This window comes from Streptosporangium saharense, from assembly GCF_014203715.1.
Taxonomy (GTDB): Bacteria; Actinomycetota; Actinomycetes; order Streptosporangiales; family Streptosporangiaceae; genus Streptosporangium; species Streptosporangium saharense.
The window spans coordinates 1,504,969-1,527,822 of the sequence record NZ_JACHJP010000002.1 but is presented as its reverse complement, the minus strand read 5'-3'; the positions used below and the strand labels follow the sequence as shown (position 1 = coordinate 1,527,822).

23 protein-coding genes are annotated in these 22,854 nt (G+C 71.1%); 17 read left to right on the top strand and 6 right to left on the bottom strand.

Going from position 1 to position 22,854, the window contains the following annotated elements; all coding sequences use genetic code 11:
* Window positions 1-19: 19 nt before the first annotated feature.
* From FHS44_RS15845 to FHS44_RS15835, 3 genes are all read left to right on the top strand, one after another.
* A complete protein-coding gene (locus FHS44_RS15845; RefSeq protein ID WP_184715062.1) occupies window positions 20-499 on the top strand; it encodes a TIGR02611 family protein in 480 nt (159 codons plus the stop codon).
* A 122-nt stretch (window positions 500-621) separates the two neighbouring features.
* A complete protein-coding gene (locus FHS44_RS15840; protein WP_184715060.1) occupies window positions 622-993 on the top strand; it encodes a hypothetical protein in 372 nt (123 codons plus the stop codon).
* 246 nt (window positions 994-1,239) lie between these two features.
* On the top strand, window positions 1,240-2,163 hold the full coding sequence (locus FHS44_RS15835) for a TolB-like translocation protein (RefSeq protein WP_184715058.1): 924 nt from the start codon (window positions 1,240-1,242) through the stop codon (window positions 2,161-2,163).
* 37 nt (window positions 2,164-2,200) lie between these two features.
* Here FHS44_RS15835 and FHS44_RS15830 read toward each other — a convergent pair whose 3' ends face one another.
* Window positions 2,201-2,521 (bottom strand): GroES family chaperonin, encoded by a 321-nt coding sequence (locus tag FHS44_RS15830; RefSeq protein WP_184715056.1) that lies wholly within the window; start codon window positions 2,519-2,521, stop codon window positions 2,201-2,203.
* A 113-nt stretch (window positions 2,522-2,634) separates the two neighbouring features.
* On the opposite strand from FHS44_RS15830, the gene FHS44_RS15825 reads away from it, so the two are divergent.
* Window positions 2,635-4,242 carry a DUF885 domain-containing protein gene (locus FHS44_RS15825; protein ID WP_184715054.1) on the top strand — a complete coding sequence of 536 codons (1,608 nt, stop codon included), beginning with the start codon at window positions 2,635-2,637 and terminating at the stop codon, window positions 4,240-4,242.
* Between the two features lie 6 nt (window positions 4,243-4,248).
* Window positions 4,249-5,508: an ArgE/DapE family deacylase gene (locus FHS44_RS15820; RefSeq protein ID WP_184715052.1), complete on the top strand. Its 1,260-nt coding sequence runs from the start codon at window positions 4,249-4,251 to the stop codon at window positions 5,506-5,508.
* Here FHS44_RS15820 and FHS44_RS15815 read toward each other — a convergent pair.
* The 3 genes from FHS44_RS15815 to FHS44_RS15805 all read right to left on the bottom strand — a co-directional run bounded on the left by FHS44_RS15815 (window position 5,498) and on the right by FHS44_RS15805 (window position 8,976).
* On the bottom strand, window positions 5,498-5,728 hold the full coding sequence (locus tag FHS44_RS15815; RefSeq protein WP_184715050.1) for a hypothetical protein: 231 nt from the start codon (window positions 5,726-5,728) through the stop codon (window positions 5,498-5,500). The genes FHS44_RS15820 and FHS44_RS15815 overlap by 11 nt on opposite strands.
* 68 nt (window positions 5,729-5,796) lie before the next feature.
* Window positions 5,797-8,187, bottom strand: coding sequence for a helicase-associated domain-containing protein (locus tag FHS44_RS15810; RefSeq protein ID WP_184715048.1), 2,391 nt, complete (start codon window positions 8,185-8,187; stop codon window positions 5,797-5,799).
* Between the two features lie 270 nt (window positions 8,188-8,457).
* Window positions 8,458-8,976 carry an ATP-binding protein gene (locus FHS44_RS15805; protein ID WP_246435426.1) on the bottom strand — a complete coding sequence of 173 codons (519 nt, stop codon included), beginning with the start codon at window positions 8,974-8,976 and terminating at the stop codon, window positions 8,458-8,460.
* 182 nt (window positions 8,977-9,158) lie between these two features.
* Between FHS44_RS15805 and FHS44_RS15800 the strand changes: the two genes are divergently transcribed.
* Both FHS44_RS15800 and FHS44_RS15795 read left to right on the top strand, forming a co-directional pair.
* Window positions 9,159-10,019, top strand: a complete 861-nt coding sequence (locus FHS44_RS15800) for a Sco1979 family transcriptional regulator (RefSeq protein ID WP_494518510.1) — start codon at window positions 9,159-9,161, stop codon at window positions 10,017-10,019.
* Entirely contained in the window at window positions 10,020-10,256 is a 237-nt protein-coding gene (locus FHS44_RS15795) for a DUF397 domain-containing protein (RefSeq protein ID WP_184715044.1), read from the top strand.
* A gap of 383 nt (window positions 10,257-10,639) precedes the next feature.
* Here the strand turns inward: FHS44_RS15795 and FHS44_RS15790 are convergent, their stop codons facing one another.
* On the bottom strand, window positions 10,640-11,221 hold the full coding sequence (locus FHS44_RS15790) for a histidine phosphatase family protein (RefSeq protein ID WP_184715042.1): 582 nt from the start codon (window positions 11,219-11,221) through the stop codon (window positions 10,640-10,642).
* Between the two features lie 96 nt (window positions 11,222-11,317).
* On the opposite strand from FHS44_RS15790, the gene FHS44_RS15785 reads away from it, so the two are divergent.
* The 9 genes from FHS44_RS15785 to FHS44_RS15745 all read left to right on the top strand — a co-directional run bounded on the left by FHS44_RS15785 (window position 11,318) and on the right by FHS44_RS15745 (window position 21,346).
* The gene (locus FHS44_RS15785) at window positions 11,318-12,220 is read left to right on the top strand and encodes a Gfo/Idh/MocA family protein (RefSeq protein WP_184715040.1); all 903 of its coding nucleotides are present in this window, start codon (window positions 11,318-11,320) and stop codon (window positions 12,218-12,220) included.
* 433 nt (window positions 12,221-12,653) lie between these two features.
* Complete coding sequence (locus FHS44_RS15780; protein ID WP_184715039.1) at window positions 12,654-13,619, top strand: ABC transporter substrate-binding protein; 966 nt, start codon at window positions 12,654-12,656, stop codon at window positions 13,617-13,619.
* Between the two features lie 51 nt (window positions 13,620-13,670).
* Entirely contained in the window at window positions 13,671-14,678 is a 1,008-nt protein-coding gene (locus FHS44_RS15775; RefSeq protein ID WP_376771597.1) for a FecCD family ABC transporter permease, read from the top strand.
* A complete protein-coding gene (locus FHS44_RS15770) occupies window positions 14,675-15,448 on the top strand; it encodes an ABC transporter ATP-binding protein (protein ID WP_184715037.1) in 774 nt (257 codons plus the stop codon). Before FHS44_RS15775 ends, FHS44_RS15770 begins: the two co-directional genes overlap by 4 nt.
* Window positions 15,445-16,128: an adenosylcobinamide amidohydrolase gene (locus FHS44_RS15765; RefSeq protein WP_184715035.1), complete on the top strand. Its 684-nt coding sequence runs from the start codon at window positions 15,445-15,447 to the stop codon at window positions 16,126-16,128. Before FHS44_RS15770 ends, FHS44_RS15765 begins: the two co-directional genes overlap by 4 nt.
* Before the next feature lie 159 nt (window positions 16,129-16,287).
* Window positions 16,288-17,847, top strand: a complete 1,560-nt coding sequence (locus FHS44_RS15760; protein ID WP_184715033.1) for a zinc ribbon domain-containing protein — start codon at window positions 16,288-16,290, stop codon at window positions 17,845-17,847.
* Window positions 17,847-19,397 (top strand): serine/threonine-protein kinase, encoded by a 1,551-nt coding sequence (locus FHS44_RS15755; protein ID WP_184715031.1) that lies wholly within the window; start codon window positions 17,847-17,849, stop codon window positions 19,395-19,397. Before FHS44_RS15760 ends, FHS44_RS15755 begins: the two co-directional genes overlap by 1 nt.
* Before the next feature lie 79 nt (window positions 19,398-19,476).
* Window positions 19,477-20,682 carry a sensor histidine kinase gene (locus FHS44_RS15750; protein ID WP_184715029.1) on the top strand — a complete coding sequence of 402 codons (1,206 nt, stop codon included), beginning with the start codon at window positions 19,477-19,479 and terminating at the stop codon, window positions 20,680-20,682.
* On the top strand, window positions 20,666-21,346 hold the full coding sequence (locus tag FHS44_RS15745; RefSeq protein WP_184715027.1) for a response regulator: 681 nt from the start codon (window positions 20,666-20,668) through the stop codon (window positions 21,344-21,346). Before FHS44_RS15750 ends, FHS44_RS15745 begins: the two co-directional genes overlap by 17 nt.
* Here FHS44_RS15745 and FHS44_RS15740 read toward each other — a convergent pair.
* Window positions 21,286-21,990 carry a hypothetical protein gene (locus FHS44_RS15740; RefSeq protein WP_184715025.1) on the bottom strand — a complete coding sequence of 235 codons (705 nt, stop codon included), beginning with the start codon at window positions 21,988-21,990 and terminating at the stop codon, window positions 21,286-21,288. The two genes, FHS44_RS15745 and FHS44_RS15740, sit on opposite strands and share 61 nt — an antisense overlap.
* Window positions 21,991-22,167: 177 nt before the next feature.
* Here FHS44_RS15740 and FHS44_RS15735 point away from each other — a divergent pair, with 177 nt between their 5' ends.
* Window positions 22,168-22,668, top strand: a complete 501-nt coding sequence (locus FHS44_RS15735) for a DUF2247 family protein (RefSeq protein ID WP_184715023.1) — start codon at window positions 22,168-22,170, stop codon at window positions 22,666-22,668.
* Window positions 22,669-22,854: the final 186 nt, after the last annotated feature.

Here is a 22,854-nt window from a genome sequence, read left to right as displayed (position 1 = left end):
CCAACGTCGAGGGGATCAGGTGGCCACTTCCGACAGGACGCATGACGAACGTGACGCCTCGGGGCGCCCGTCGGAGACCGGCGACGCCGACGCCCTGAAGGACGAGGCGGCCCGGCGCTCGGGCATCCACGGATGGCTCGACGGCATCAGGACCACCAGGACCGGCCGCCTCACTCTCAAGATCGTCATCGGCGTCATCGGCTCCGTGCTGGTCATCGCGGGGCTCATCATGGTCCCCTTCCCCGGCCCCGGCTGGCTGGTCGTCTTCGCCGGTCTGGCCGTGCTGGCGACGGAGTTCCACTGGGCGCACCGCCTGCTGCAGTTCGGCAAACGGACGCTGGCCGCCTGGACCGCCTGGCTCGGGCGCCAGGCCTGGCCGGTCAAGATCCTGGTGATCCTGGCCGCCGCCCTGACCGCCATGGTGATCGTCTACTACGGCCTCAGGCTCAGCCTCCACATCGACCTGATCGCCGAGGCGCGCGCCCTCCTGAACCGCTGACCGGGCCGGGTGATCCTTTGCCCTCCGCCGAGGATCACATGGCGTAGGCCATGCGTCGCCCTCCGTAGTGTCCTCTGCGTCCCATCCGCTCATCCACACGGACACAAGGAGAGTGACGCCCGATGCGCACCCTGTCCTCCCTGGCCGCCCTGGCCACCGCGGCGCTGGTCGTCCTGCCCGGTACGGCTCACGCCGACAGCGCGAACCTGAGCGCGACGGTCGAGCCCGGCGCCGAGGCGTTCCTCAGCCCCCAGCTCACCCCGACCGCCGCCTACCGGGGCAACGTGCTGGTCCGGCTGAAGGGCAACAGCCAGCCCACCGAGGTGAAGGTCAACAACTGCCACGGCCGCTCCCTGGGCAAGGTGGCCATCCCCGCGGGCGACCACGCCGCCTACGTCGCCGCCACCGAGTCCCAGGTGCCCGAGTGCGTCCGCCTCAAGATCAAGAACGTCGGCGACGCCCCGGTCACCGTCACGGGCGCGAGCTACTTCTGACGAGCACGACCGGCCGGGCGGGAACGGCGACGATCGTCCCCACCCGGCCCGCGTGTCTCCGAATTCTCCCGTTCCCCATCAGAAACCACCCCAACCCCTCCCTCGTCGGTCCTCTCCTGGCCAATCCCGGCGGTTCTCATCGAAAGAAGCGCCCTTGTCAGGGAAACCGATTCGGTATAGATCACAAACTATGAGTAACTCCCGTCCTAGGCTGCGCCCGTGCCTGTGACTCCTGTAATCAACAGAATGCTCGGCGGCGCTGTCATCGCGACCTGCCTGACCGCGCTCGCCCCGTCCGCAGCCCACGCCGCCCTCCCGGCGGACGTCTCGCTGCCCGACACCGGGGTGACCGTCAGGGAGAGCCCGGCGGACCCGCTCACGGTGACCTCCTACACCCTCGGCAACCTCGCCTACCTGCGCAGGGGCGAGGCGTTCGCCAAGCAGAAGGGATACCAGGAGATCACGGTCGCGCCGGGCGGGGCCAAGGCGCTCGCGGTTCCCACCGCCTACGCCTCGGGACACGACTCGGTGCTGCTGGCCGACCTGGTCACGGAGAAGGCCGTCAAGATCCAGACGGTGCAGAAGCCGTTCGTCGCCCACTTCGCCCACTGGTCCCGCGACGGCCGCAAGGTGGCCCTGACCGTCCAGCGCAAGGCGGCGGGGGGCTGGGAGACGACCGGCTTCGTGGTCGTCGACGTGGCGGCGAAGACCGCCCGCACCGTGAACGTCTCCGGGGTGGACAAGACCGCGAGGTTCCGCTGGACCCCGGACAACGCCCAGCTCGTCGCCGCCCACCAGGGCGGGGTCCGCTTCTACGGCCAGGACGGCACGGTCAGGCGCACCCTGGCCAAGACCGGCGCCCCCGCGGGAGGAGAGGACGTCTTCTCTCCCTCCGGCAAGGGACTGATGACCTGGTGCCCGGCGAGCTACGCCGAGGACGTCTGCGTCTGGGACCGCAGCTCGGGCAAGCTCGCCGTCAAGGTCAAGGGCGTCAAGCCGAAGGCCCTGCTCGGCTGGTGGGACGAGCGCAGCTTCGTGGCCGTCCTGCCCGGCTCCGGCGTCTACAAGGTCGTGGTCATCGACGTCAAGGGCAAGGGGCTGCGGGTCCTGGCCGACGTCTCGGCGCGTGACTGGGACAAGAAGATCTATCTGAGCTACACGCGCGGCTGACCGTCACCGCCGGGTGCCGCCTCGCGGCGCCCGGCGACTAGAGGTACAGGCCGGTGCCGTTGTCGGTCTGCGGCGTGGCGATGGCGTGCAGGTCGCGCTCGCGCATGACGAGGTAGAGCTGCCCGTGCACCTCGACCTCGTACTGCTCCTCGGGGTTGAACAGCACCTTGTCGCCGACCTTGACGGAACGGGCGTTCGCGCCCGCGCCGCAGACCTCACCCCAGACGAGCCGGTTGGCCATCTTCACCGTCGCGGGGATGACGATGCCCGCGGTGCTGCGGCGCTCCTCCGACTCCTGTTCGATCCTGACCATGACGCGGTCGTGGAGCATCTGAATCTCGAACTTCGGGTCACCCACAGGAGAAGCTTATGGGAACGGAGCCCCTCGGCCACCTGCGATCGCCTCGCGCGGGCCGTACGGCACCGTGAGTCTTGAAGCCTTCCGGGGGGCCGAAAGTAGGATTTTCCGCTATGACGTCCTCTGAGCTCGTGAACGACTTCGTCACCTGGCATCTGGAGACCAACCCCGTCCAGGCCACCCTCCTGGGGGCCGAGGGCTACGACAGGACCCTCGGCGACCTCTCCGAGGCGGGCTTCCTCGACAGGGAGCGCGGGTCCCGGCGCTGGCTCGAACGCCTCGCGGCGACCCCGGAGGGGGAGGGGTTCGAGGAGGAGATCGACCGCGAGCTCGTCGTCTCGACGCTGCGGGGCGCCCTGGCCTACGAGGACTGGCCGACCTGGCGGCGCGACCCCGCGGTCTACGTGGGCACGGTCTTCGCCTCGATGTTCAGCCCGTTCCTGCAGCGCCTGGCACCCGAGGCCGAACTGGTCGAGGCCGCGGTCGCCAGGCTGGCCGAGGTGCCCGGCGTCCTGGCCGCCTGCGAGGCCAACCTGGACCCGGCGCTGGCCTCGGAGCTGCTGGTCAGGCGGGGACTCGGCCAGGCCCGCACCGCGCGCAACTTCCTCACCGTGACGGTCCCCGGCCTGGTCGGGGACGAACGGCTGCGCGCCCGCCTGGCCGAGGCGGCCGAGCCCGCCGCCGCGGCCTTCGACGACCTCGTCGCCTTCCTTGAGGGCTTCCGGGCGGGCGGCACCTGGCGGATGGGGGAGGAGCTCTACTCCAGGCTGCTGCGCGAGCGGGAGACGCTGGGGTACGGCGCCGCCGAACTGCTCAAGCGCGGCCAGGAGGCCTACGAGGAGCTGGACGCGCAGATGCGGGAGGTCGCGCTGCGGCTGCCCGGCGGCACCGGCGACTGGCACGCGGCCGTCACCGCGCTCCAGGACGACCACGCGCCCACCCTTGAGGACATGCGGGCCGAGTACGAGGCCGAGACCGAGCGGGCCAGGCGGTTCGTGCGCGAGCGCGGCCTGGTGACCTTCGCCGAGGGAGAGGAGTGCCGCGTCGTGCCCTCCCCGGAGTTCCAGCGGCCCATCCTCGCCGTCGCCTCCTACCTGCAGCCCCCGCCGCTGTCCACCTCCCGGATCGGGCACTTCTTCGTGCCGTTCACCCCCGACTCCTTCACCGAGGAGCAGGTGCGCCAGCGGCTGCGCACGAACGCCAGGGCGCAGATGCCCTCCATCGCCGTCCACGAGGCCTACCCCGGCCACCACTGGCACCTGTCCTGGGTCGCGGGCAGCCCCCGAAGGGTCCGCAAGCTGTTCCGCACGCCGTACTTCGTCGAGGGCTGGGGCCTGTACGTGGAGAAGGTCATGCGGGAGCAGGGCTACTTCACCACGGCGGCCCAGGAGCTGGCCCACCTGGACTTCCGGCTCTTCAGGGCGGCCCGCATCATCGTGGACACCTCGCTGCACTGCGGTGACATGGGCGTCGAGGAGGCCGAGGAGTTCATGACGACGAGGTCCTCGCTCACCCCGGGGACCGCCAAGGGCGAGGTGGACCGCTACTGCGCGTGGCCGACCCAGGCGCCGTCCTACCTGACGGGGGCACTGGAGATCGACCGGATCCGCGACGACTACCTGGCCGCGGGCCGGGGCGACCTGCGGACCTTCCACGACAGGCTGGCGGGCTCCGGCGGCCTTCCCCTCGGCCTGGCCCGCAGGGTCGCCCTGGAGGGGTAGGCGGCCATGACGCGGGAAGCCGAGGGACGGGTGCTGGACGCGCTCGACGACGCGCGGACGGCCGCCCTGCTGGCCGAGCTGGTCAGGGTGCCGAGCGTGACCGGCAGCGACGCGGAGTCCGAGCTGCAGCACCGCTGCGCGCGGCTGCTTGAGGAGTCGGGGCTCGACGTCGACCTGTGGGAGATCGACCTCGCCGCGCTCAGGGCGACCCCCGGCTTCCCCGGCACCGAGGCGCCGCGCACCCGGGCCCACGGCGTGGTCGGCGTCACCGGAGGACAGGGGGAGCCCGCCCTCGTCCTGCAGGGCCACGTCGACGTGGTGCCGATCGGCGACCCGGCCCGCTGGGAGGGAACCGACCCCTTCGGCGCCCGGACCAGCGGCGGCTTCCTGTACGGCAGGGGCGCCTGCGACATGAAGGGCGGCCTCGCGGCGAACCTCGCCGTCGCCGCCGCGCTGCGGGCCTCGGGAGTACGGCTGGCGAGGCCCCTGGCCGTGCACTGCGTGGCCGGGGAGGAGGACGGCGGGCTCGGCGCGTTCGCCACCCTGGCCCGCGGGCACCGGGGCGAGGCCGCGGTGATCACCGAGCCGACCGGGGGGACGGTCATCACCGCGACGGCGGGCGCGCTGACGTTCCGGATCGAGGTCGAGGGGCGGGCCGCCCACGGAGCGACCCGCCACGAGGGCGTCAACGCCCTGGAGGTCTTCTGGCCGGTCTTCGAGACGCTCAGACGCCTTGAGGCCGAACGCAACCGCGACCCGGACCCGCTCTTCGCGGGCAACCCGCTGCCCTACCCGATCGAGGTCGGCACGGTCCGCGCGGGCGACTGGGCCAGCAGCGTGCCGGACCTGCTCGTCGCCGAGGGCAGGCTCGGCGTGCGCCTCGGGGAGGACCCGGCGAGGGCCCGTCTCGCCCTGGAGGAGGCGCTCGCCGGGATCGACCATCCGTGGCTGCGGGAGCACCCCGTCACGCTCACCTGGCCGGGTGGGCAGTTCGCCAGCGGGCGGGTGCCCGAGGGCCACGAGCTGCCGGGCCAGGTCGCCGACGCGGTCACCGACGCGACGGGCGTCCGTCCCATCCAGACGGCCGCGCCGTACGGCAGTGACCTGCGTCTGTACGCCGCGCGGGGGGTGCCGGCCCTGCACTACGGGCCGGGGGACGTGCGCCTGGCCCACGCGCCCAGGGAGCGGGTCGAGCTGCGGGAGGTGTTCGAGGTCAGCCGGGCCCTCGCCCTGCTGGCCGTACGGCGCTGCGGGGTCAGGACCTGACGCCGGACTCGACGGGCAGGCCCGCCGTCGCCCGGTCCTGGATGCCGTCGCGGTACTCGCGGTCGCGGGCGTAACCGAGCGCGGCCAGCCGCCTGGCCCGGGAAGCAGCACGGCGGCGCCTACCGGTTCTGGCACCCGCACGTGGCCTTCCGCTCGCCCCGCTGGCCGCCGAGCACGCGACGGTCCTGACCGTCGAGTACGGCCAGGCATGCGCCCCCACGGCGGGAGACGTGTGCAGGCGAACGTGCAGACGCCCTGTGCAGATGCTCGGTTCCCTGGCGGAGAGGGTCAGACGAAGGTGCCGCGGACCTCGACGATGTCGGCCAGGGGGAACTCCAGATAGTCGCCCGCCTCCTCACACCAGGCGTCCAGCGCCCCGCCGCGCAGCTCACCGTGGCTGATGGTCGCGGTCAGGCCGTCGGCCAGCGTGATCGCGGCCCGCACCCCCCGGTCGACCACGAAACCGAGCAGCGACTGCTGGGCGGTTGGCAGCCGGGAGGCCATCCGGCCGATCACCGCCCACGTCCTGCCGGTGCCACGGGCGCCCTCCTCGGTGGCCAGCAGCCGCCTGGCGTGCTCACGCGGGTCGGGCGGGGTGTCGAGGACGGGGTAGGGAGGCTGCTCGAACTCGGCGACCCGCCCCCCGGGCAGCAGGATCAGCCGCCCGCCCTGGGGCTCCTCGATCCGGGCCCGGCGGACGGTGATCTCCCCGGTGTCCTCGACCGGGACCGGGGCGTAGCCGTTCTCCCGCAGCGCGTCCAGGGTCCTGGCCGCGGGCATGGAGCTGGCGAGCACGGTCGGCGCGAGCAGCCGGAGCCCCAGCCTGCCCAGCTTCCGGTGCCCGGCGATCTCGGCCAGCAGCGCCGGGTCGGAGGCCTGCACGATGCAGGCGACCGTGGTCACGGTGATCTCCCCGTGCCGTCTGGCCACGTCGTGCACGAGGTATTCGAGCGGCTGCGGCACCGTGCCGACCTCGGCGAGATCGGCCAGCAGGTCGTCGGCGGAACACCCGGCGTCCATCGCCCGCCGTACGCTCGCCGGGCTGAAGCGCCACACCGAGGCGGCGCCCCTGGACTCGCGGTCGGCGGCCCGGTCGAGAAGCTCGGCCAGCTCGGCCGAGGGGGGACCCGTCACGACGGCGGTCAGGTCGGCGCCGAACAGCGCGCTGCGCCGTACGCTGGCCAGGGCCCTGGTCGAGCACTCGGCCAGGAGCGGGTCGTTCTCGACGAGCGGCACCGAGTCGTCGTTCTCGTCACCGGCCACCTGCAGCGCGGCCAGCGCGCGTCCCAGGTCGGTGATCGTGTCGTAGGCGACCAGGCCGAGCATCCTGGCCTCCTCAAGCACGGCGGGGGCGCACTCGCCCAGGAGCGGGCGGTCGAGCAGCGGGGCGTGCCAGTGGGCCGCCTCGACGAGCCCGGCCCGGTCGGCGCACGCCGTACTCGCAGGTAGACGGGCCAGCACGCCCAGCACCGCCCGTCTGGCGCGGGCGACCAGGATGCCCGCCGGGTCGTCGCCGAGCACCGTGCCGTATCTGCCGTCGATCCGGCGCAGCGAGGAGCGCTCCATGCGCCACCAGGCGGCCAGCAGCACCCGGAGCCTCGCCGCCGCGTCGTCGAGCCGCCAGCGGTCGAACTTCTCGGTCGGCACCAGGCCGCCCGCGGTGTCGTCCCAGGCCAGCAGCCGGGCGACCGCGCAGATCTCCAGCAGCAGCCGGGTCTCGTCCTCGTCGCAGCCGGTGTCCTTGGCGAGCCTGCGCACCTCGCGCACGCCGACCCCGCCCGCCTTCAGCAGCGGCAGCGGGATCTTCGCGGTGTTCTCCAGCATCGCGGCGCAGCGCTCGACCACGTGCGGGGCCGCCAGCGTCATCAGGTGGTCGACGGCCTCGGGATCGACGGGGACGGTCGCCAGGTCGGGCGGGGCGGGGGTGAACGGGGGGTGGTAGTCGGCGCCGCGCAGAGCCAGCGCCACCTCCCTGGGCATCTCCGCGATGTTCCAGCTCGGCCGGAAGAGCAGGCCGTGGTCGCCCGCCCACTTCTCCGGGGAGCCGGGGACCACGAACCGGCCGCCGTCGACGCCGCGCGACGGGCCGTCCCAGGCGAACTCGTCGAGCAGCCTCCTGGACCCCTCGGGCGCCCGTTCGAGCAGGGCGGCGAGGCGGCCGGGGTCGGCGAGCGTCTCGGAGATCTTGGCGACGGTCTGGCGTTTCTGCCCGTTGGGCAGGCCGAGCGTCCTGGCCAGCGCGCGCAGGGCGTCGGCGCTGACCGTCCACGAGTTCAGGTAGTGGGAGAGCGACTCACCGAGGCCGCACGGGGCCGTCCACCAGCGGGCCAGGGCCCCGGCGAGCCGGATGCGGCCCTCACCGTCGGGCCAGGCCAGGGCGTGGTCGGACAGCAGGTCGATCCAGGGGGCGGCCTCGGCCTCGGAGACGCCCATGAACCTGGCCAGCGTCTCGACGTCGACGCGGTCGCCCAGGGCCAGGGCCGCCTGCGCGATCTCCAGCGAGGGCAGCGGGAGGGAACGCATGACCGCGGAGATCGCGGACCCGTTGCCCAGCCGCTGCGCCAGGGTGTCGAGGCGGCGCGGCCACGGCGGCGCGATGGCGTCCGGCCGGTTGGCCAGGATCAGGGTGAGCCGTTCTTCGTCGAGGGTCTTCAACCAGCCGAGCAGGTGATCGTCCATCTCGCAGCTCTCTGCAGGAATCTCACACGGGGACTCTCCGTGAGCCATAAACATCCACGGTAATGCAGAGGGCGTCGCCAGGGGACGCACCGCGCAGAATGCGACAGGTTCACGTGACGTTCACCGGTCCACCGGTGGGTGACCGGCGGGATTCGGCGGCTGTTTGGCCGGTCCCGAGGCCGTTCGCGGGGGTGCGTCACGGACCCGGGACCGGCCGGCGCCAATGAGGGAAGAGGCGGCGCCGTCCGAGATGGTCTTCGTGGTGTCCGGTCAGCCGAGGACGGCCCAGACGATCTTTCCGTAGGGGGCCAGGGGCGCCCAGCCCCAGCGCACGCTCAGCGACTCGACGATGTGCAGTCCGAGCCCTCCGATGTCCAGGGGTGACGGATCCCGCAGCGTGGGGAAGCCCGATCCCGGGTCGTTGAGCGCGCAGGTGACCAGTCCTCCCCGGCGCAGCAGCGAGAGCCTGATCGGTTCCTTCGCACGCGTCTCGGCCAGGCGAAGGCCGTGCCTGAAGGCGTTGGTCGCCAGCTCTGAGACGACGAGCTCCATGTTCTCGACCAGGTCGGTGAGCTTCCAGCCGGTGAGCGTCCCCGCGGCGAAGCTGCGGGCGGAGTGCACCGACTCGGCCTGCGGGGGGAGCACGAAGGTGGCGCTTGCCATGGCCGCGGATCCGGAGAGGAGATCGCGTGCCGTATCTGGCCACCAGCCGACGGGGGGCCACCAGTCGAGCGCCGTCCAGGAGGTTCGGGAGAGCGCGGTGTGGGCGGACTGCACAGCGATCATCATGGTGCAAACTCCCGTGCAGGTGCAAGAGCGAATGCACGTGCATAAGGTGCGTGCAACCGCTACGGTTACCCATGAAATCGGCAATCGGACAGAAAGGGGATCTTGTCCGCGGCTGGGAAATCTTGGGCCGCGAAGTGACAGACTGTCGATCAGGAAAGCGAGCGAGGAGCAACCACGTGTCCATGGACCCGCCCGGTACCGGTTCCACCGTTCGGCGCATCATGCTCGGCGCAAGCCTGCGTCGCCTGCGTGAGGAGAAAGGGCTCCCCCGTGAGGTGGCCGGATTTCACATCCGCGCCTCGGAGTCCAAGATCAGCCGGATGGAACTGGGTCGCGTCGGTTTCAAGACACGAGACGTGGAAGACCTGCTCACCCTGTACGGCGTGCTCGACGACGCAGAACGGCGCGGCCTGCTGGAGATGGTCCGCGAGGCGAACACCCCCGGCTGGTGGCACAAGTACGGCGATCTCCTGCCGAACTGGTTCACCACCTACGTGGGGCTGGAGGAGGCGGCGAACGTGATCCGCACCTACGAGGTGCAGTTCGTTCCCGGCCTGCTGCAGACGGCGGCCTACGCGAGAACCGTGATCCGGTTGGGCTACCCGGACGTGCCGGAGGCGGAGATCGAGCGTCGTGTGCATATGCGCATGCAGCGGCAGGAGCGCCTGACGAAGAAGGACGGGCCACGTCTGTGGGCCGTCATCGACGAGGCGGCCCTGAAGCGTCCTATCGGAGGACGGGAGATCATGCGCGAACAGCTCCAGCACCTGCTGGAGGTGGCCGCGCTGTCCAACATCACCATCCAGGTGATGCCCTTCCGGTTCGGCATGCACGCGGCCGAGGGTGGTGCGTTCAGCATCTTGCGGTTTCCCGAGTCCGACCTGTCGGACGTCGTTTATGTCGAGCAGCTCTGGGGTGCCCTCTACCTGGACAAACGTGAGGACATTGATCCATACCTCACGGCCATGGAGCAGCTGTGCGTGGAAAGCACCACGCCTGGGGGCACCGCCGAGATCCTCGGCGACCTTCTCAGAGAGATCTAAATGAACCACACCTACAACGGCATGCCCGCCACGGACCTGGCCGGGGCGAGTTGGCGTAAGAGTCGTCACAGCAACTCGACGGGCAACTGCGTCGAGTTGGCGGAACTGCCCGACGGCAGCATCGCGGTCCGGAACTCCCGCTTTCCCGGGGGGCCGGCCCTGATCTACACCCGCGACGAGATCCGCGCGCTGGTGCTCGGGGTGAAAGACGGGGAGTTCGACAGCCTTACGGTGTAACGCCGTTTTCACATCGGGGGCGAGTGGTTAACCTCGCCGCGCCGATGACGTAACCCGGGGAGCGGGTCGGCGGGAAAGAGTGTGAGCCAACAGCGAATGGGGGCTCAAGCCATGCTCGACCGGATGACCCTGTATCCAGTGGCCGACGACGTGCTGTTCGCACCGGGCGGTCGCGTCGTGATCCGCACATATGGTGTCGCCTCACAGGCCACGGGCGACGGTGCGACCACTCCTCCGGTGTCCTACCGCACATGGGTCACCGGAGTACGCGACCAGTCTCGTTACTGGAGATGGAAGCACTACGAGGAGGCCCGCAGGGGCCACCGCGCGGTGCTGGAATGGCTGACGGGCCGAGGTCCTCGGCCCGGCTCGTGGTCCGGCCCTCAGACGGGGGCGTTCCAGGTGAGCGCCACCGGTTCGCCGTGCTCGAACCCCAGCCGGGAGTAGGTCCCGGTGTCCAGCCGGAACAGCCGGCCGTCCCGCGCGGGAAGGCCGAGCCAGCGGGCGCACAGCACCCGCAGCAGGTGGCCGTGGGCCACCACGACGACCGTGCCGTCCGCGGCGCGGGCCCTGGCGATCACCCGGTCGGTGCGCGCGGCGACCTCCTCCACGCTCTCGCCGGGATGCTCGGCGTCCCCGGGAACCACCCCGTCACGCCACAGGTACCACCCGGGACGCGTGCGCCGGATGTCCACGGTCGTGACGCCCTCGTAGCCGCCGTAGTCCCACTCCCACAGGTCCGGATCGACCTCGTAGCCGGTCAGCCCGGCCAGCTCCGCCGTACGGCGGGCCCGCGAGGCGGGACTGACCAGGGTGAGCCCGAAGGACCCGTCCCCGACCAGTGGCGCGAGCGCCCGCGCCTGGTCCTCGCCCACGGGAGTCAGCGGCAGGTCGGTGCGCCCCGTGTGCCGCCCGTCCCTGCTCCACTCGGTCTCGCCGTGCCGCAGCAGAATCATCTCGTCCATAGGTGATCCATCATGCCGGTACGGCCCGGCGTCTCTGGTGGGGTGGGTCCCGGATGAGCGCACGACCGGCGGAAGAGGTCGTGAGAGGCTGGGGCCGTGACGATATCTGTGGGTTTGGTGGGCGCGGGGCCGTGGGCGGAGATGGTGCACGCACCGATCCTCGCGGCCGGACCGGACACGCGCCTGGTGGGCGTGTGGGCGCGGCGCCCCGAGGCCGCCGCCCGGTTCGGGGTCCCGGTCTACGAGCGGATCGAGGAGCTGTTCGACAACTGCGAGGCGGTCGCCTTCTCCGTGCCGCCCGCCGTACAGGCCGAGCTGGGGGTGCTCGCCGCGCGGGCGGGCAAGGCGCTGCTGCTGGAGAAGCCGCTCGCCGCCGATCTCGACGGGGCCAGACGGCTCGCCGACGCGGTCGCCGAGGCCGGGGTGCCCTCCCAGATGGTCCTCACCTGGCGGTACTCGGCGGCGACCAGGGCCTTCCTGGCCAGGGTCTCGGCCATCGAGCCCTTCGGCGGCAACGCGGTCAGCGTCTCCGGCTCCATGCTCGGCGGCGACTTCGCCACCCCCTGGCGCCTTGAGCGCGGCGCGATCCTCGACATCGGCCCGCACATGATCGACATGCTGGACGCCGCCCTCGGCCGGGTCACCGGCGTGCGTGCCCACGGCAACCCGCGCGGCTGGGTCGGTCTGCTGCTCGAACACGAGACGGGCGCGGTCAGCGAGGCGTCGCTGTGCATGAGCGTCCCCGGCGAGACCCCGCCCTCCAGGGTGGACGTCTACGGCCGTCTCGGCAGCGAACACCTCGACGGGAGCCGCCTCGGGCCGGACTCGTTCGCCGTCATGCTCGCCGAGTTCGCCGAAACCGTCGCCAGAGGCGGCGGCCACCCCCTCGACGCCGCCCACGGCCTGAGGTTGCAGGAGGTGATCGCGGCGGCGGAGAGGGAGCTGGGGGACCCTGCCCCTTTGCGACGCCTGACGGCGTCGCGGGACTTGGGCGCCTGAAGTCGGTGACTTCCCTCGTCGCTCCTCCGCTGCCCTGCCTCTTTGCGACGCCTTCGGCGGCGCGGGCTTGGGCGCCCGAAGTCGGTGACTTCCCTCGTCACTTCTCCGCTTCGCTCCGTCGCTCCTCAGTCCAGTTCACCGACGCGCCCAAGCCGGAAACTCCTCACGCTTGGCGTCGGTGCTCGGGCTGGGGAGTTAGGAGGTTGGGCTTGACTGGGAGGGGATTTGGGGGATTGATAGCGTTTGTTTGACGTGCAGTGTGTAGCGAAGTCCGGTGTGAGTCCGGCGCTGTCCCGCAACTGTCATGGTCAGGGGAGCGTTCCCTGATCGAGCCAGGTCGCCTTCCGCTGTGCCGACGCTGTCTGCCCTCGTGGAAAGGGTGACCCCGTCCCTTCACGGGTCTCTCTGTTCCGATGACCGAAAGGACCCCCGAGTGAGGCCCGTACGTATCGCCCTCGTCGGCGCGCTGTCCGGTGTGCTTGCCCTGTCCGGATGCGCCGGGAACCCCGAAGGCGCGGGAGACGCAGGAAACAGCACGACCGCGCAGCCCTCCGCGACGGGGTCCCCGCAGCGGGGGAGCTTCCCCGTCACGGTCCAGGCGGGCAACGGTCCGGTCGTCGTCCAGAAGCGTCCCGAGCGCATCGTCTCGCTGTCGCCGACCGCGACCGAGGGCCTCTTCGCCGTCGGGGCCGGTCCCCAGGTCGTCGCGGTTGACGACCAGTCGAACTACCCCGAGCAGGCGCCGAAGACGACCCTGTCCGGCTTCAAGCCGAACGTGGAGGCGATCGTCGCCAAGAAGCCCGACCTGGTCGTGCTCGCCAACGACATCGACGGCGTCGTCGGCAAGCTGAGCACGCTCGGCGTCCCCGTGCTGGTCGAGCCCGCGGCCACCAAGCTCGACGACGCCTACGACCAGATCACCGACCTCGGCCTGGCCACCGGCAACGTGGACAAGGCCGAGGAGGTCGCCACCGGGATGAGGAAGGAGATCGAGGCCCTGGCCGCCGACGCGCCCCAGGGTAAGAAGCTCACCTACTACCACGAGCTGGACAGCACGCCGTACTCGGCGACCTCGACCACCTTCGTCGGCCAGATCTACGGCCTGTTCGGGCTGACCAACATCGCGGACAAGGCGCCCGACGCGGCGGGCGGCTACCCCAAGCTCTCCGCCGAGTTCGTCGTCAAGGCCGACCCGGACCTCGTCTTCCTCGCCGACACCAAGTGCTGCGGCGAGTCCAGGGAGACCCTCGCCAAGCGTCCCGGCTGGTCCGGGCTCTCGGCGATCAAGAAGGACCGGGTCGTCCCCCTCGACGACGACCTCGCCTCCCGCTGGGGTCCGCGGGTCGTCGATCTCGTCAAGCAGGTCGGCGAGGCCGTGAAGAAGACCGCGAACAGCTAGGTGACCGGTTCTCTCCCGCCCGCCGGGAAGGTCAGGACGGCGGGGCCGCGCCTGCTCGTCACGCTCGCGGCCTGCTGCCTGCTGCTGGTGAGCATGCTCGCCGCCCTGCTGGTCGGGGCGGCGGACATCGCGCCGCGCGGGGCCGCGTTGCAACTGCTCGACTGGCTGCCGTTCGTCTCCGCCGACTCCGGGCTCGCGCCGGTCGAGCGGGCGCTGCTGCTGGAGCTCAGGCTGCCCAGGGTCCTGCTGGCCGCGATCGTCGGCGGTCTGCTGGCCTGCGCGGGCGCCGGGTACCAGGGCGTGTTCCGCAACCCGCTCGCCGATCCCTACCTGCTGGGGGCCGCGGCGGGGGCGGGGCTGACGACGACGGCGGTGATCGTGTTCACGACGGGCGAGGGAGGCACGCTCCTGGTGCCCGGGGCGGCGTTCGCCGGGGCGATCGGCGGCGTCATGCTCGCCTACGCGCTGGGCAACGTCGCCGGACGGGGCGGCGGGACCGCGACGCTGGTCCTGGCCGGAGTCGCCGTCACCTCCTTCCTCACCGCGATCCAGACCTTCCTGCAGCAGCTCGACGTGGAGGAGCTCCAGCGCGTCTACAGCTGGATCCTCGGCAACGTCGGCGGCGGCTGGGAGCAGGTCAGGCTGGTTCTGCCGTACGCGGTGGTCTCCGTCGTGGTCATGTTGCTGTACGGCAGGCTGCTGGACGTGCTGTCGGTCGGCGACGACGAGGCGTCCAGCCTCGGGGTGAACGTGGCCAGGGTCAGGCTCGTGGTGCTGCTCGCGGCCTCGCTGGCGACGGCCTCGGCCGTGGCGGTCAGCGGGCTCATCGGCTTCGTCGGCATCGTGGTGCCGCACGTGGTGCGCCGTCTGGCCGGGGGGTCCTACCGGGCGGTGCTGCCGTTGTCCCTGGTCGGCGGGGCCGCCTTCCTGGTCGTGGCCGACCTGGTCGCCAGGACCGTGATCGCCCCGGCCGAGCTGCCCATCGGGGTGGTCACCGCGTTCACCGGCGCGCCGTTCTTCGTGACCGTGCTGCGCCTGACCCGGCGGGTGGAGACGTGAGCCGCGTCGAGGCCAGGGGGCTCGGCGTCGTCCTCGGGGGCCGGGCCGTACTGGCCGGGGTGGATCTTCGGGCGGACGCGGGTGAGTGGCTGGCCGTCATCGGGGCCAACGGCGCGGGCAAGTCCACCCTGCTCAGGGCGCTGGCCGGGCTGCTGCCCCACTCCGGTGAGGTGCTCGTGGACGGCACGCCGGTGCGCGGGCTCAGACCGAGGGAGCGGGCCCGCCTGCTGGCCTACGCCCCGCAGACCCCGGCGCTGCCGGGTGACATGACGGTCTTCGACTACGCGTTGCTCGGGCGCACGCCGTACATCCCGCATCTGGGCAGGGAGAGCCGCGCGGACCGGGAGGTGACCGGCTCGGTGCTGGAGCGGCTCGACCTGACGGCGCTGGCCGGGCGCACGCTCGGCCACCTGTCGGGCGGGGAGCGTCAGCGGGTCGTGCTCGCCAGGGCGCTGACCCAGCGGGCGTCGGTGCTGCTGCTCGACGAGCCGACCACGGCCCTGGACCTGGGGCACCAGCAGCAGGTCCTCGAACTCCTCGACCGGCTCAGGCTGGCCGACGGCCTGACCGTGGTCACGACGCTGCACGACCTGAGCGTCGCCGGGCAGTACGCCGACAGGATGACGCTGGTCGCTGACGGCGGCGCCGCGGCCACGGGCACCCCGGAGCAGGTCCTCACCGAGGAACTGATCGGCGAGCACTTCGACGCCCGGGTCCGGGTGGTGGCCGGTACGGGCGGCAGGCCGCAGGTCCACCTGGAGCGCCCGTGAGGCTCGGGCTGAGTCACCGCGAGGAGGACGGGGCCAGGCTCGCCTCGTTGCTGTGGGAGTGCGGGCCCGGCTGGCGGGCGATTTCCTCGGCGATGCTGGGCGGCGGCATCGGGCCGGTCGGGTGGGTGCTCAACGCCCAGGTGGCCGGCGGCTACTCGCGGATGGACCCGGTGGCGCACCTGCTGGAGATGGCTCCGCCCGGTCCCGGCGTCGGGATGCTGACCGCGGCGGCCGTCGACCGGTTCACCACGGCGGCCGACGGGGGAGTCGAGGTCGCGGCCACCGTCGGCCTGCGCGTGCCCACCTGGGCCGCGGCCCCCGAGGGGACCCCCGATCCCGAGCTGGCGCCGATGTATCTCCCGGGGACGATCAACATCGTCGTCGCGGTGCCGGTGGCGATGACCGACGCCGCCCTGGTCAACGCGGTCATGACGGTCACCGAGGCCAAGACCCAGGCACTCGTCGAGGAGGGCTTCCCCGGCACGGGCACCGCCTCGGACGCGGTCTGCGTCGCCGTACGGGAAGAGGGTGGGGCCGAGCTGTTCGGCGGCCCGCGCTCGACCTGGGGCGCCCGCGTGGCCCGCGCGGTCCACGATGCCGTACGGCGGGGCACCCGCGACTGGATGGACCGGAGCGGCCGGGCCGTACCGGAACCATCTTCTGGGCTGTCCGATATGTAGGGGTTAACGGCTGGTGTGGGCGTTGTTGCCGGGGTTCTGGTGGGGTGTGTCCTGGCAGAACATCGATTGTTCGTCTATCAAACGCTTATCCGCATGCTGTTCTATTGACTTCTGCACTACGGTTGCCACGCTTGTCCTAATCCCCCCTATGGAGTGGCTATGCGGCGGTTCGTCTTGGCTCTGGCACTCCTCGGCGTTCTCGTCCCCGTGACCGCCGCGACAGTCCCCGCCTTCGCCCACGAGCACCCGAGCGGCATCACCGACCTGGTGACCCCCGCCGTCGTCAGGGTCGAGGCCAAGGCGCGCGTGGACATCACCCTGCTCGACCACGTCGGCGAGCTGGTCCATGTGGAGCGCTCCTACGACGTGCCGATCGGCGTCGGCACCGGCACCGTGGTCAACCCCGACGGCGCCGTCGTCACCCTCACCCGGGTCGTCAAGACCGACAAGGACGTGGCGGTCTACGCCGCCAACAAGATCTTCGCCGAGCACCACAAGGTCAAGATCCCCGAGGACTTCAAGCGGCACACGCTGAAGGACGACCAGCTCAACCACCACCTGCAGGAGTGCTACCCGCCCAAGCTGCCGACGGCGACCTGCATCATCGACGTCACCACCGAGGTCCGCGTCTTCCCCAACATCTCCCGGCCCGACGAGGAGGGCTTCAAGGCCGAGATCACCCGGGTCGGGGACAAGCCGGACAGCCCCGCCGTGCTCGTGCCGGTCGGGCGCGCCGACGCCAGCGCGGGCCTGCCGACGGCGCCGCTCGCGGCCCAGGTGCCCGACAAGGACTCCTGGCCGGTCGCGGTCGCCGGGTTCACCGGACGGCCCGCGCCGAACCTGCCGGAGACCGTGGACATCGGCCACCTGACCGCCGGGGGAGCGGGTGAGGGCGGCAGGAAGTTCAAGGACCCGGAGAACAAGGTCGACGAACCGCGCAAGCTGGGCGCGCTCGTCGACCGGGGCCTGCTGGGCGGCCCGGTGATCGAGGACAAGAAGGGCGAGGTCGTCGGACTGCTGGTCGGCGGCGGCGAGGACGGCCGCATGATCGGGGTCAGGGAGGTCACCAAGGCCCTGGCCGAGGCCAAGGTCACCGCCAGGAGAGGGCCGATCGACGCGGCCTTCGAGCAGGCGCTGACCCGCTTCCACACGCACTACTACGGTGACGCGGTGCCCGCCTTCCAGCGCGTCCTCGACCTCTATCCGGGACACGTGCTGGCCGCGGCCCACCTGAAGACCTCCCAGCAGAAGCGCGGGACCGCCGAGGACGAGGGGGCGAAGAAGGCCGACGCCGCCGCCCACCACACCTCCGCCGGGCTTCCGCTATGGCCCTTCCTCGTCGCGGGCGGCGTGCTGGTGCTGGCCGTACTGGCCGGGGCGTTCCTGCTGTGGCGCAGGAGGGGGACCGAGGAGGAAGCCGAGGAGCCGCCGCCCTTCGAACAACGGCCCGTGCCGCGGGTGACGCCGCCCGACGAGGTGCCCGACGCCACAGTCGTGGTCGGCAGGTCCTTCCCCGCGCTGCCCAGGACGAACACCGCGCCCGGCCAGCCAGGAGGTCCGGTGCTGGTCGCGCGTGACCCCGGCGCCGGACCTGCGACCAAGGAGACCGGGACCGGGGAGAGCGGGACCGTCGTGCAGAAGTACTGCACCGCGTGCGGGATGCGCCTCGGGCCCGCGCACCGCTTCTGTGGCTACTGCGGGCACCCCACGGAGGCGTGATGGCCCAGAACGACAGATCCCTGATCGGCCAGGAGGTGGCCGGGTACCGCGTCGAGGACATCATCGGCAAGGGCGGCATGGCGGTGGTCTACCTCGCCATCGACCCCCGGCTGAACCGCAAGGTCGCGTTGAAGATCCTCAACCCGCTGCTCGGTGAGGACGAGCGCTTCCGCCAGCGGTTCGTGCTGGAGTCGCGGACTGTCGCGAGCATCGACCACCCCAACATCATCCCGGTCTACGAGGCCGACGCGGCGGACGACGGCACGCTCTACATCGCGATGCGCTACGTGGCCGGTCCCGACCTGCGCCGCCTCTTCTACGACCGGGGACCGATGCCGGTCAGCCAGGTCAACAGGATCTTCGCCCAGGTGGCGGCGGCGCTGGACACCGCGCACGCGCACGACCTCATCCACCGCGACGTCAAGCCCGCCAACATCCTGGTCGCGGGCCACACCGAGGGCGACCACGCCTACCTCACCGACTTCGGCATCACCAAGCACCGCACCTCGATCTCCGGGCTGACCCACACCGACCAGTTCATCGGCACGCCCCGCTACATGTCGCCCGAGCAGATCAACAAGGAGCGCATCGACGGCCGCTGCGACCAGTACGGCCTGGCCTGCGTGGTCTACGAGGCGCTGTCGGGGCGGCTGCCGTTCCAGCGGGACAACGAGATCGCGCTGCTGTGGGCGCACCTGGCCGAGGCGCCGACCCCGCTCAGCACGCTGCGGCCCGAACTGCCGATGGAGGTGGACGGCGTCATGGCGCGGGCGCTGGCCAAGTCGCCCGAGCAGCGCTACGACACCTGCACGCAGTTCGTCGCCGAGCTGCGGGACGCGATCAGCGGCCAGTCCTACCGGCTCACGCAGACCGCCCCGCAGGACGAGCCCGCGCGCGAGAAGCGTAAGCCGCCGCGGAAGAAGGCCGCGCGGAAGAAGTCCTCACGGGGGATCGTCATCGGCGCGGTCCTCGCCGTGGCGGCCGTCGTCACGCTGGTCGCGGTGCTCGCCACGGTCCTGAGGGGCGGCGACACCTGGGCGCCGTACGCGGGGACGGCCGCCGTGCCGATCTCCTTCGAGCACCCGTCCGGCTGGACCCCACGCGCGCACGCCGACGTGTTCGTGGTCGTCTCGCCGAAGGCGGGGGAGTTCGACACGCTGTTCGGCACGCCGGTCACCGCCGACTGGGCGGCGGTCAACGAGATCATCAAGGCGTCCCCCACCGAGGCGACCGGGATCTACGCGCAGACCCTCGACACTCTCGACCCCAGGAGCGGGGCCCAGCAGCTCCAGGAGACCCTGCAGTCCTCGCTGCCGGGCACGGTCAACGTCTTCTCCGAGGTCGTCCAGGTGCGGGTGGGGGGCAAGCCCGCCGTACGGCTCGAAGGGTCGATCACCGACCCGCAGCGCGGCGGCAGGCTGGACTTCACCGGCTGGGCCGTGGAACGGCAGGACGAGCCCGCCCTCATGATCTACTTCTGCGCCCCGGGAACCTGTGACAGCGCGCTGGCCAACCGTTTCGTGCGGAGCGTGTCCTTCGGGACCTCCTGACTTGTGGCCCACTTGTAAGCCACTTGTCTGGGTGGTTTGTCCCATATGCACGGCGGGCGGGAGCGATTAGTCTCCCCGCATGGCGGTTCCCTCTCCCCTCCTGCAGCGCTCCGGCGTCGACTTCCTCGCCCGGCACCTCCGCGCGGTGCCCAGGGTGGACCTGCTGATCGGCCTGGCCATCATCGCGCTCGGCACCCTGGAGGCCTTCACCGTCGCCGCCGACCACGGCGCCGCCGAGACCCCCGAGCTGTGGTGGATCGGCCAGGCGCTCGTCACCGGGGTGCTGGTGTGGTTCCGGCGCAGGGCACCGGTCGCGGTCTTCATCCTGATGATCCTCGCCCAGTACGCCTGGCACCGGCAGGGTTACGAATCCTGCCAGACCTGGCAGCTGTTCTCCCTGCTGATCGTCTTCCACACGGTCGCCGCGGAACTGCCCTTCAAGCCGGGCCTCGCCTGGGCCGTGACCGGCATCCTGGTCTTCGACTCCGGCGCCGTCGACCACCGCTGGCTGCCCTTCGACGAGGTCATCTTCCTCACCGTCGTCTTCGGCGCCGCCTACCTCACCGGTCTCGCGGTGCACGCCTACGCCGCCAGGGCACGGCGCCTCGCGGCCCACGCCGTACAACTGGAACGTGACAGGGAGCGCCAGGCCGCCGAGGCCGTCGCCCAGGAACGCACCCGCATCGCCCGCGAGCTGCACGACGTGGTGGCCCACAGCGTCAGCATGATGGTCATGCAGGCCGGGGTGCTTCGCCGGATGGGAAGCCCGCACGAGGAGATGCTGCTCGGCATCGAACGGATGGGCCGGGAGGCGGTCGACGAACTGCGCGTCATGCTCGGCGCGCTGCGCATGCCGCTCGACGAGGCCATCCCACAGCCGGGTCTCGACCTGCTGGCCGGCACGGTCAGTTCGCTGGTCTCCTCCGGCCTGCGGATCGGTCTCGACATCGTCGGCGATCCGGTACGGCTGCCGCCCGGCCTCGACCTGTCCGCCTACCGCATCGCGCAGGAGGCCCTGACCAACGCGGTCAAACACGGCGGCGAGTCCGAGATCACGATCACCATCACCTACCACGGGGACCGTGTCGAGCTTGAGGTCCTGGACGGCGGCGGCGGAGCCCCGTCCGAACTGTCGACGGGCAACGGCCTCGTCGGCATGCGCGAACGCGCCGCGCTCTTCGGCGGCGACTTCGAGGCCGGCCCGCGTCCCGAGGGCGGCTTCCGTGTCCACGCGTCCCTGCCTATCTCCCACCAGGAGGTGTTCGCCGATGAACGGATCAAGTGAGTCGAGCATTCGCGTCGTGATCGCCGACGACCAGGCGATGGTCCGCGCCGGGCTGAAGCTCGTCGTGGAGAGCGAGGCGGGCATGGAGGTCGTCGGGGAGGCCGCCGACGGCCTCGAAGCCGTCTCCGTCGCCCGCCGTACCCGGCCCGACATCGTGCTGATGGACATCTCCATGCCGCGGATGGACGGCCTCACCGCGGCCAGGCAGCTCCTCGGCCAGCCCGCCCCGCCGAAGGTGGTCATGCTGACGACCTTCGACACCGACGAGAACCTCTACGCCGCGCTGCGCGCCGGGACCAGCGGCTTCCTGCTGAAGGTCTCGCCGCCCGAACAGCTCGTCGAGGCCATCAGGGTCGTCGTCGGCGGCGACGCGCTGCTCGACCCGGCCGTCACCACCCGGGTCATCGCCTCCTTCGCCGGCCGCCACGACCCCGCGCCCCCGCCGCAGCTCGCCGAGCTGACCCCGCGCGAGCTTGAGGTGCTGCGCTTCCTGGCCAGGGGCATGACCAACGCCGAGATCGCCGGGGAGCTCTTCGTCGGTGAGGCCACGGTCAAGACGCACGTCGCGCGGGTGCTCATGAAACTCCATCTGCGGGACCGGGCTCAGGCCGTGGTGTTCGCGTACGAGTCGGGCGTCGTCCGGCCGGGAGCGTCCGTGGGGTAATAGGCCACCCACTCCGTACGGCTCATCCTGAGCACCTTGACGCCGAGCGAGCCGATCGCGACCGCGCACGCGCCCCACAGCACAACCGAGGCCGGGCCGTACGGCACGACCAGCGAGGTGCCGTAACCGACCGCCACCACGAGCGGCACCCACCAGTGCGTGAACCCTGCCCGCCACACGCCCACCAGCAGGACCGGCATGCCGAGGATGGCGAAGAAGAGCCAGGGCATCTGGAAGGCGAAGACGACCCCGGGCAGGTTCAGCATCTCGTCGAGGATCTTGGCGGACTGCTCGGGGGTGTTGCGCTGCCCCAGCCACCACTCCACCGGGTCGATCATGAGCATGCCCGACAGGTTGATGTAGCCGAGCGCGGTGAGCGAGCCCACGACGTGGCCGAAGACCACCATCCTGCGGCGCATCACGTGCAGCAGGGCGATGGCGACCAGCGCCATGAGCAGGTAGGCCCAGTGGTACAGGGCCGACTGCGCCTGGGCCAGGGCCGGGTTGTCGCCGAAGCTGACGGCCTCCCGGTCATCACCCCAGGTGCCGGGGTCGATGATGACGGCGATCGCTTGCAGGAGGGGTGCGACGATCAGCAGCGTGCCGGACGCGATACGCCTGAAGTCGGCTGAGTCCTTGAACATCGGGAATTTCCTTGCTGTGCCTTGCTGTGCGGAACTGTCCCAAGGACGGTAGATCCGCCCCCAACCCCAGGTCGTCCGCCCCCGGACGGACCCGCCGTCCCTCCGGCGGCGTATCACCCCGCCGACGCCATCGGGTGCCGACGGGAGGGCGGGCTACCGTTGCCCGTCGGAGGCGAAATGATCGACAGGATGCCGGAGATCGGTTTCACCATTCCCGCGGATTTCGTCTGGTCGCGTGTCAGGCTCCATCTGGAAGATGTGGCGTGCGGGTTCCGGATGGGATGGCTCAATCGTGAAGGGGTCGTCTCCCTCTGCCTGATGGCCGTTTGCGAGGGTGTTGACGATCCCCTGTTCCAGGAATTGGCTTTCCTTCTCCGGGAGGAGCTCTGCCGGGTGGACGAGATACTGGGAAGCCGTCAGGCCGACTGCCGGACCTCGGACAGGAAGGCCGTCTGGCTCTACCTGTCACTCGCCTGGCTCCACGAGAACAGGGAGAAGGTGAACGAGCCTCTCGAAGTCGTTGAGGCGCTGTATTCCGACTTCGACCACCCGGAGGCCCTGGAGGGGTTCGTTCGGTATATGCCCGCGCCCGCCGGTGCCGAGGTGGGAGAGGCCGCCATGCTCGCCCGGTGGAGGTCCTACCTGGACGAACAGGCAGAGCGGTACGGGAGAAAATAAGGCGAAGAAGCACGGTCCGGGGAATATCATTCCCCTGAGCGGAGAACCGGAAGCGAGTGCCATCCTTTCCCCGCTGGGATAGGAGACCACTCCTTTTTCTTTCCGTCGCGCTCGGGGTTCGTTGGTCCGGTTGGAACGCTTGGACAACGTCACGCTCGTATGGGGAGGTGATGTACGGATCGGATG

Coding starts and splice junctions, on each gene's coding strand:
- FHS44_RS15840 (WP_184715060.1), top strand. CDS start 622: ATGCGCACCCTGTCCTCCCTGGCCGCCCTGGCCACCGCGGCGCTGGTC.
- FHS44_RS15835 (WP_184715058.1), top strand. CDS start 1,240: ATGCTCGGCGGCGCTGTCATCGCGACCTGCCTGACCGCGCTCGCCCCG.
- FHS44_RS15825 (WP_184715054.1), top strand. CDS start 2,635: ATGACGTCCTCTGAGCTCGTGAACGACTTCGTCACCTGGCATCTGGAG.
- FHS44_RS15820 (WP_184715052.1), top strand. CDS start 4,249: ATGACGCGGGAAGCCGAGGGACGGGTGCTGGACGCGCTCGACGACGCG.
- FHS44_RS15810 (WP_184715048.1), bottom strand. CDS start 8,187: ATGGACGATCACCTGCTCGGCTGGTTGAAGACCCTCGACGAAGAACGG.
- FHS44_RS15805 (WP_246435426.1), bottom strand. CDS start 8,976: ATGATGATCGCTGTGCAGTCCGCCCACACCGCGCTCTCCCGAACCTCC.
- FHS44_RS15800 (WP_494518510.1), top strand. CDS start 9,159: ATGGACCCGCCCGGTACCGGTTCCACCGTTCGGCGCATCATGCTCGGC.
- FHS44_RS15795 (WP_184715044.1), top strand. CDS start 10,020: ATGAACCACACCTACAACGGCATGCCCGCCACGGACCTGGCCGGGGCG.
- FHS44_RS15790 (WP_184715042.1), bottom strand. CDS start 11,221: ATGGACGAGATGATTCTGCTGCGGCACGGCGAGACCGAGTGGAGCAGG.
- FHS44_RS15760 (WP_184715033.1), top strand. CDS start 16,288: ATGCGGCGGTTCGTCTTGGCTCTGGCACTCCTCGGCGTTCTCGTCCCC.
- FHS44_RS15755 (WP_184715031.1), top strand. CDS start 17,847: ATGGCCCAGAACGACAGATCCCTGATCGGCCAGGAGGTGGCCGGGTAC.
- FHS44_RS15750 (WP_184715029.1), top strand. CDS start 19,477: ATGGCGGTTCCCTCTCCCCTCCTGCAGCGCTCCGGCGTCGACTTCCTC.
- FHS44_RS15745 (WP_184715027.1), top strand. CDS start 20,666: ATGAACGGATCAAGTGAGTCGAGCATTCGCGTCGTGATCGCCGACGAC.
- FHS44_RS15740 (WP_184715025.1), bottom strand. CDS start 21,990: ATGTTCAAGGACTCAGCCGACTTCAGGCGTATCGCGTCCGGCACGCTG.
- FHS44_RS15735 (WP_184715023.1), top strand. CDS start 22,168: ATGATCGACAGGATGCCGGAGATCGGTTTCACCATTCCCGCGGATTTC.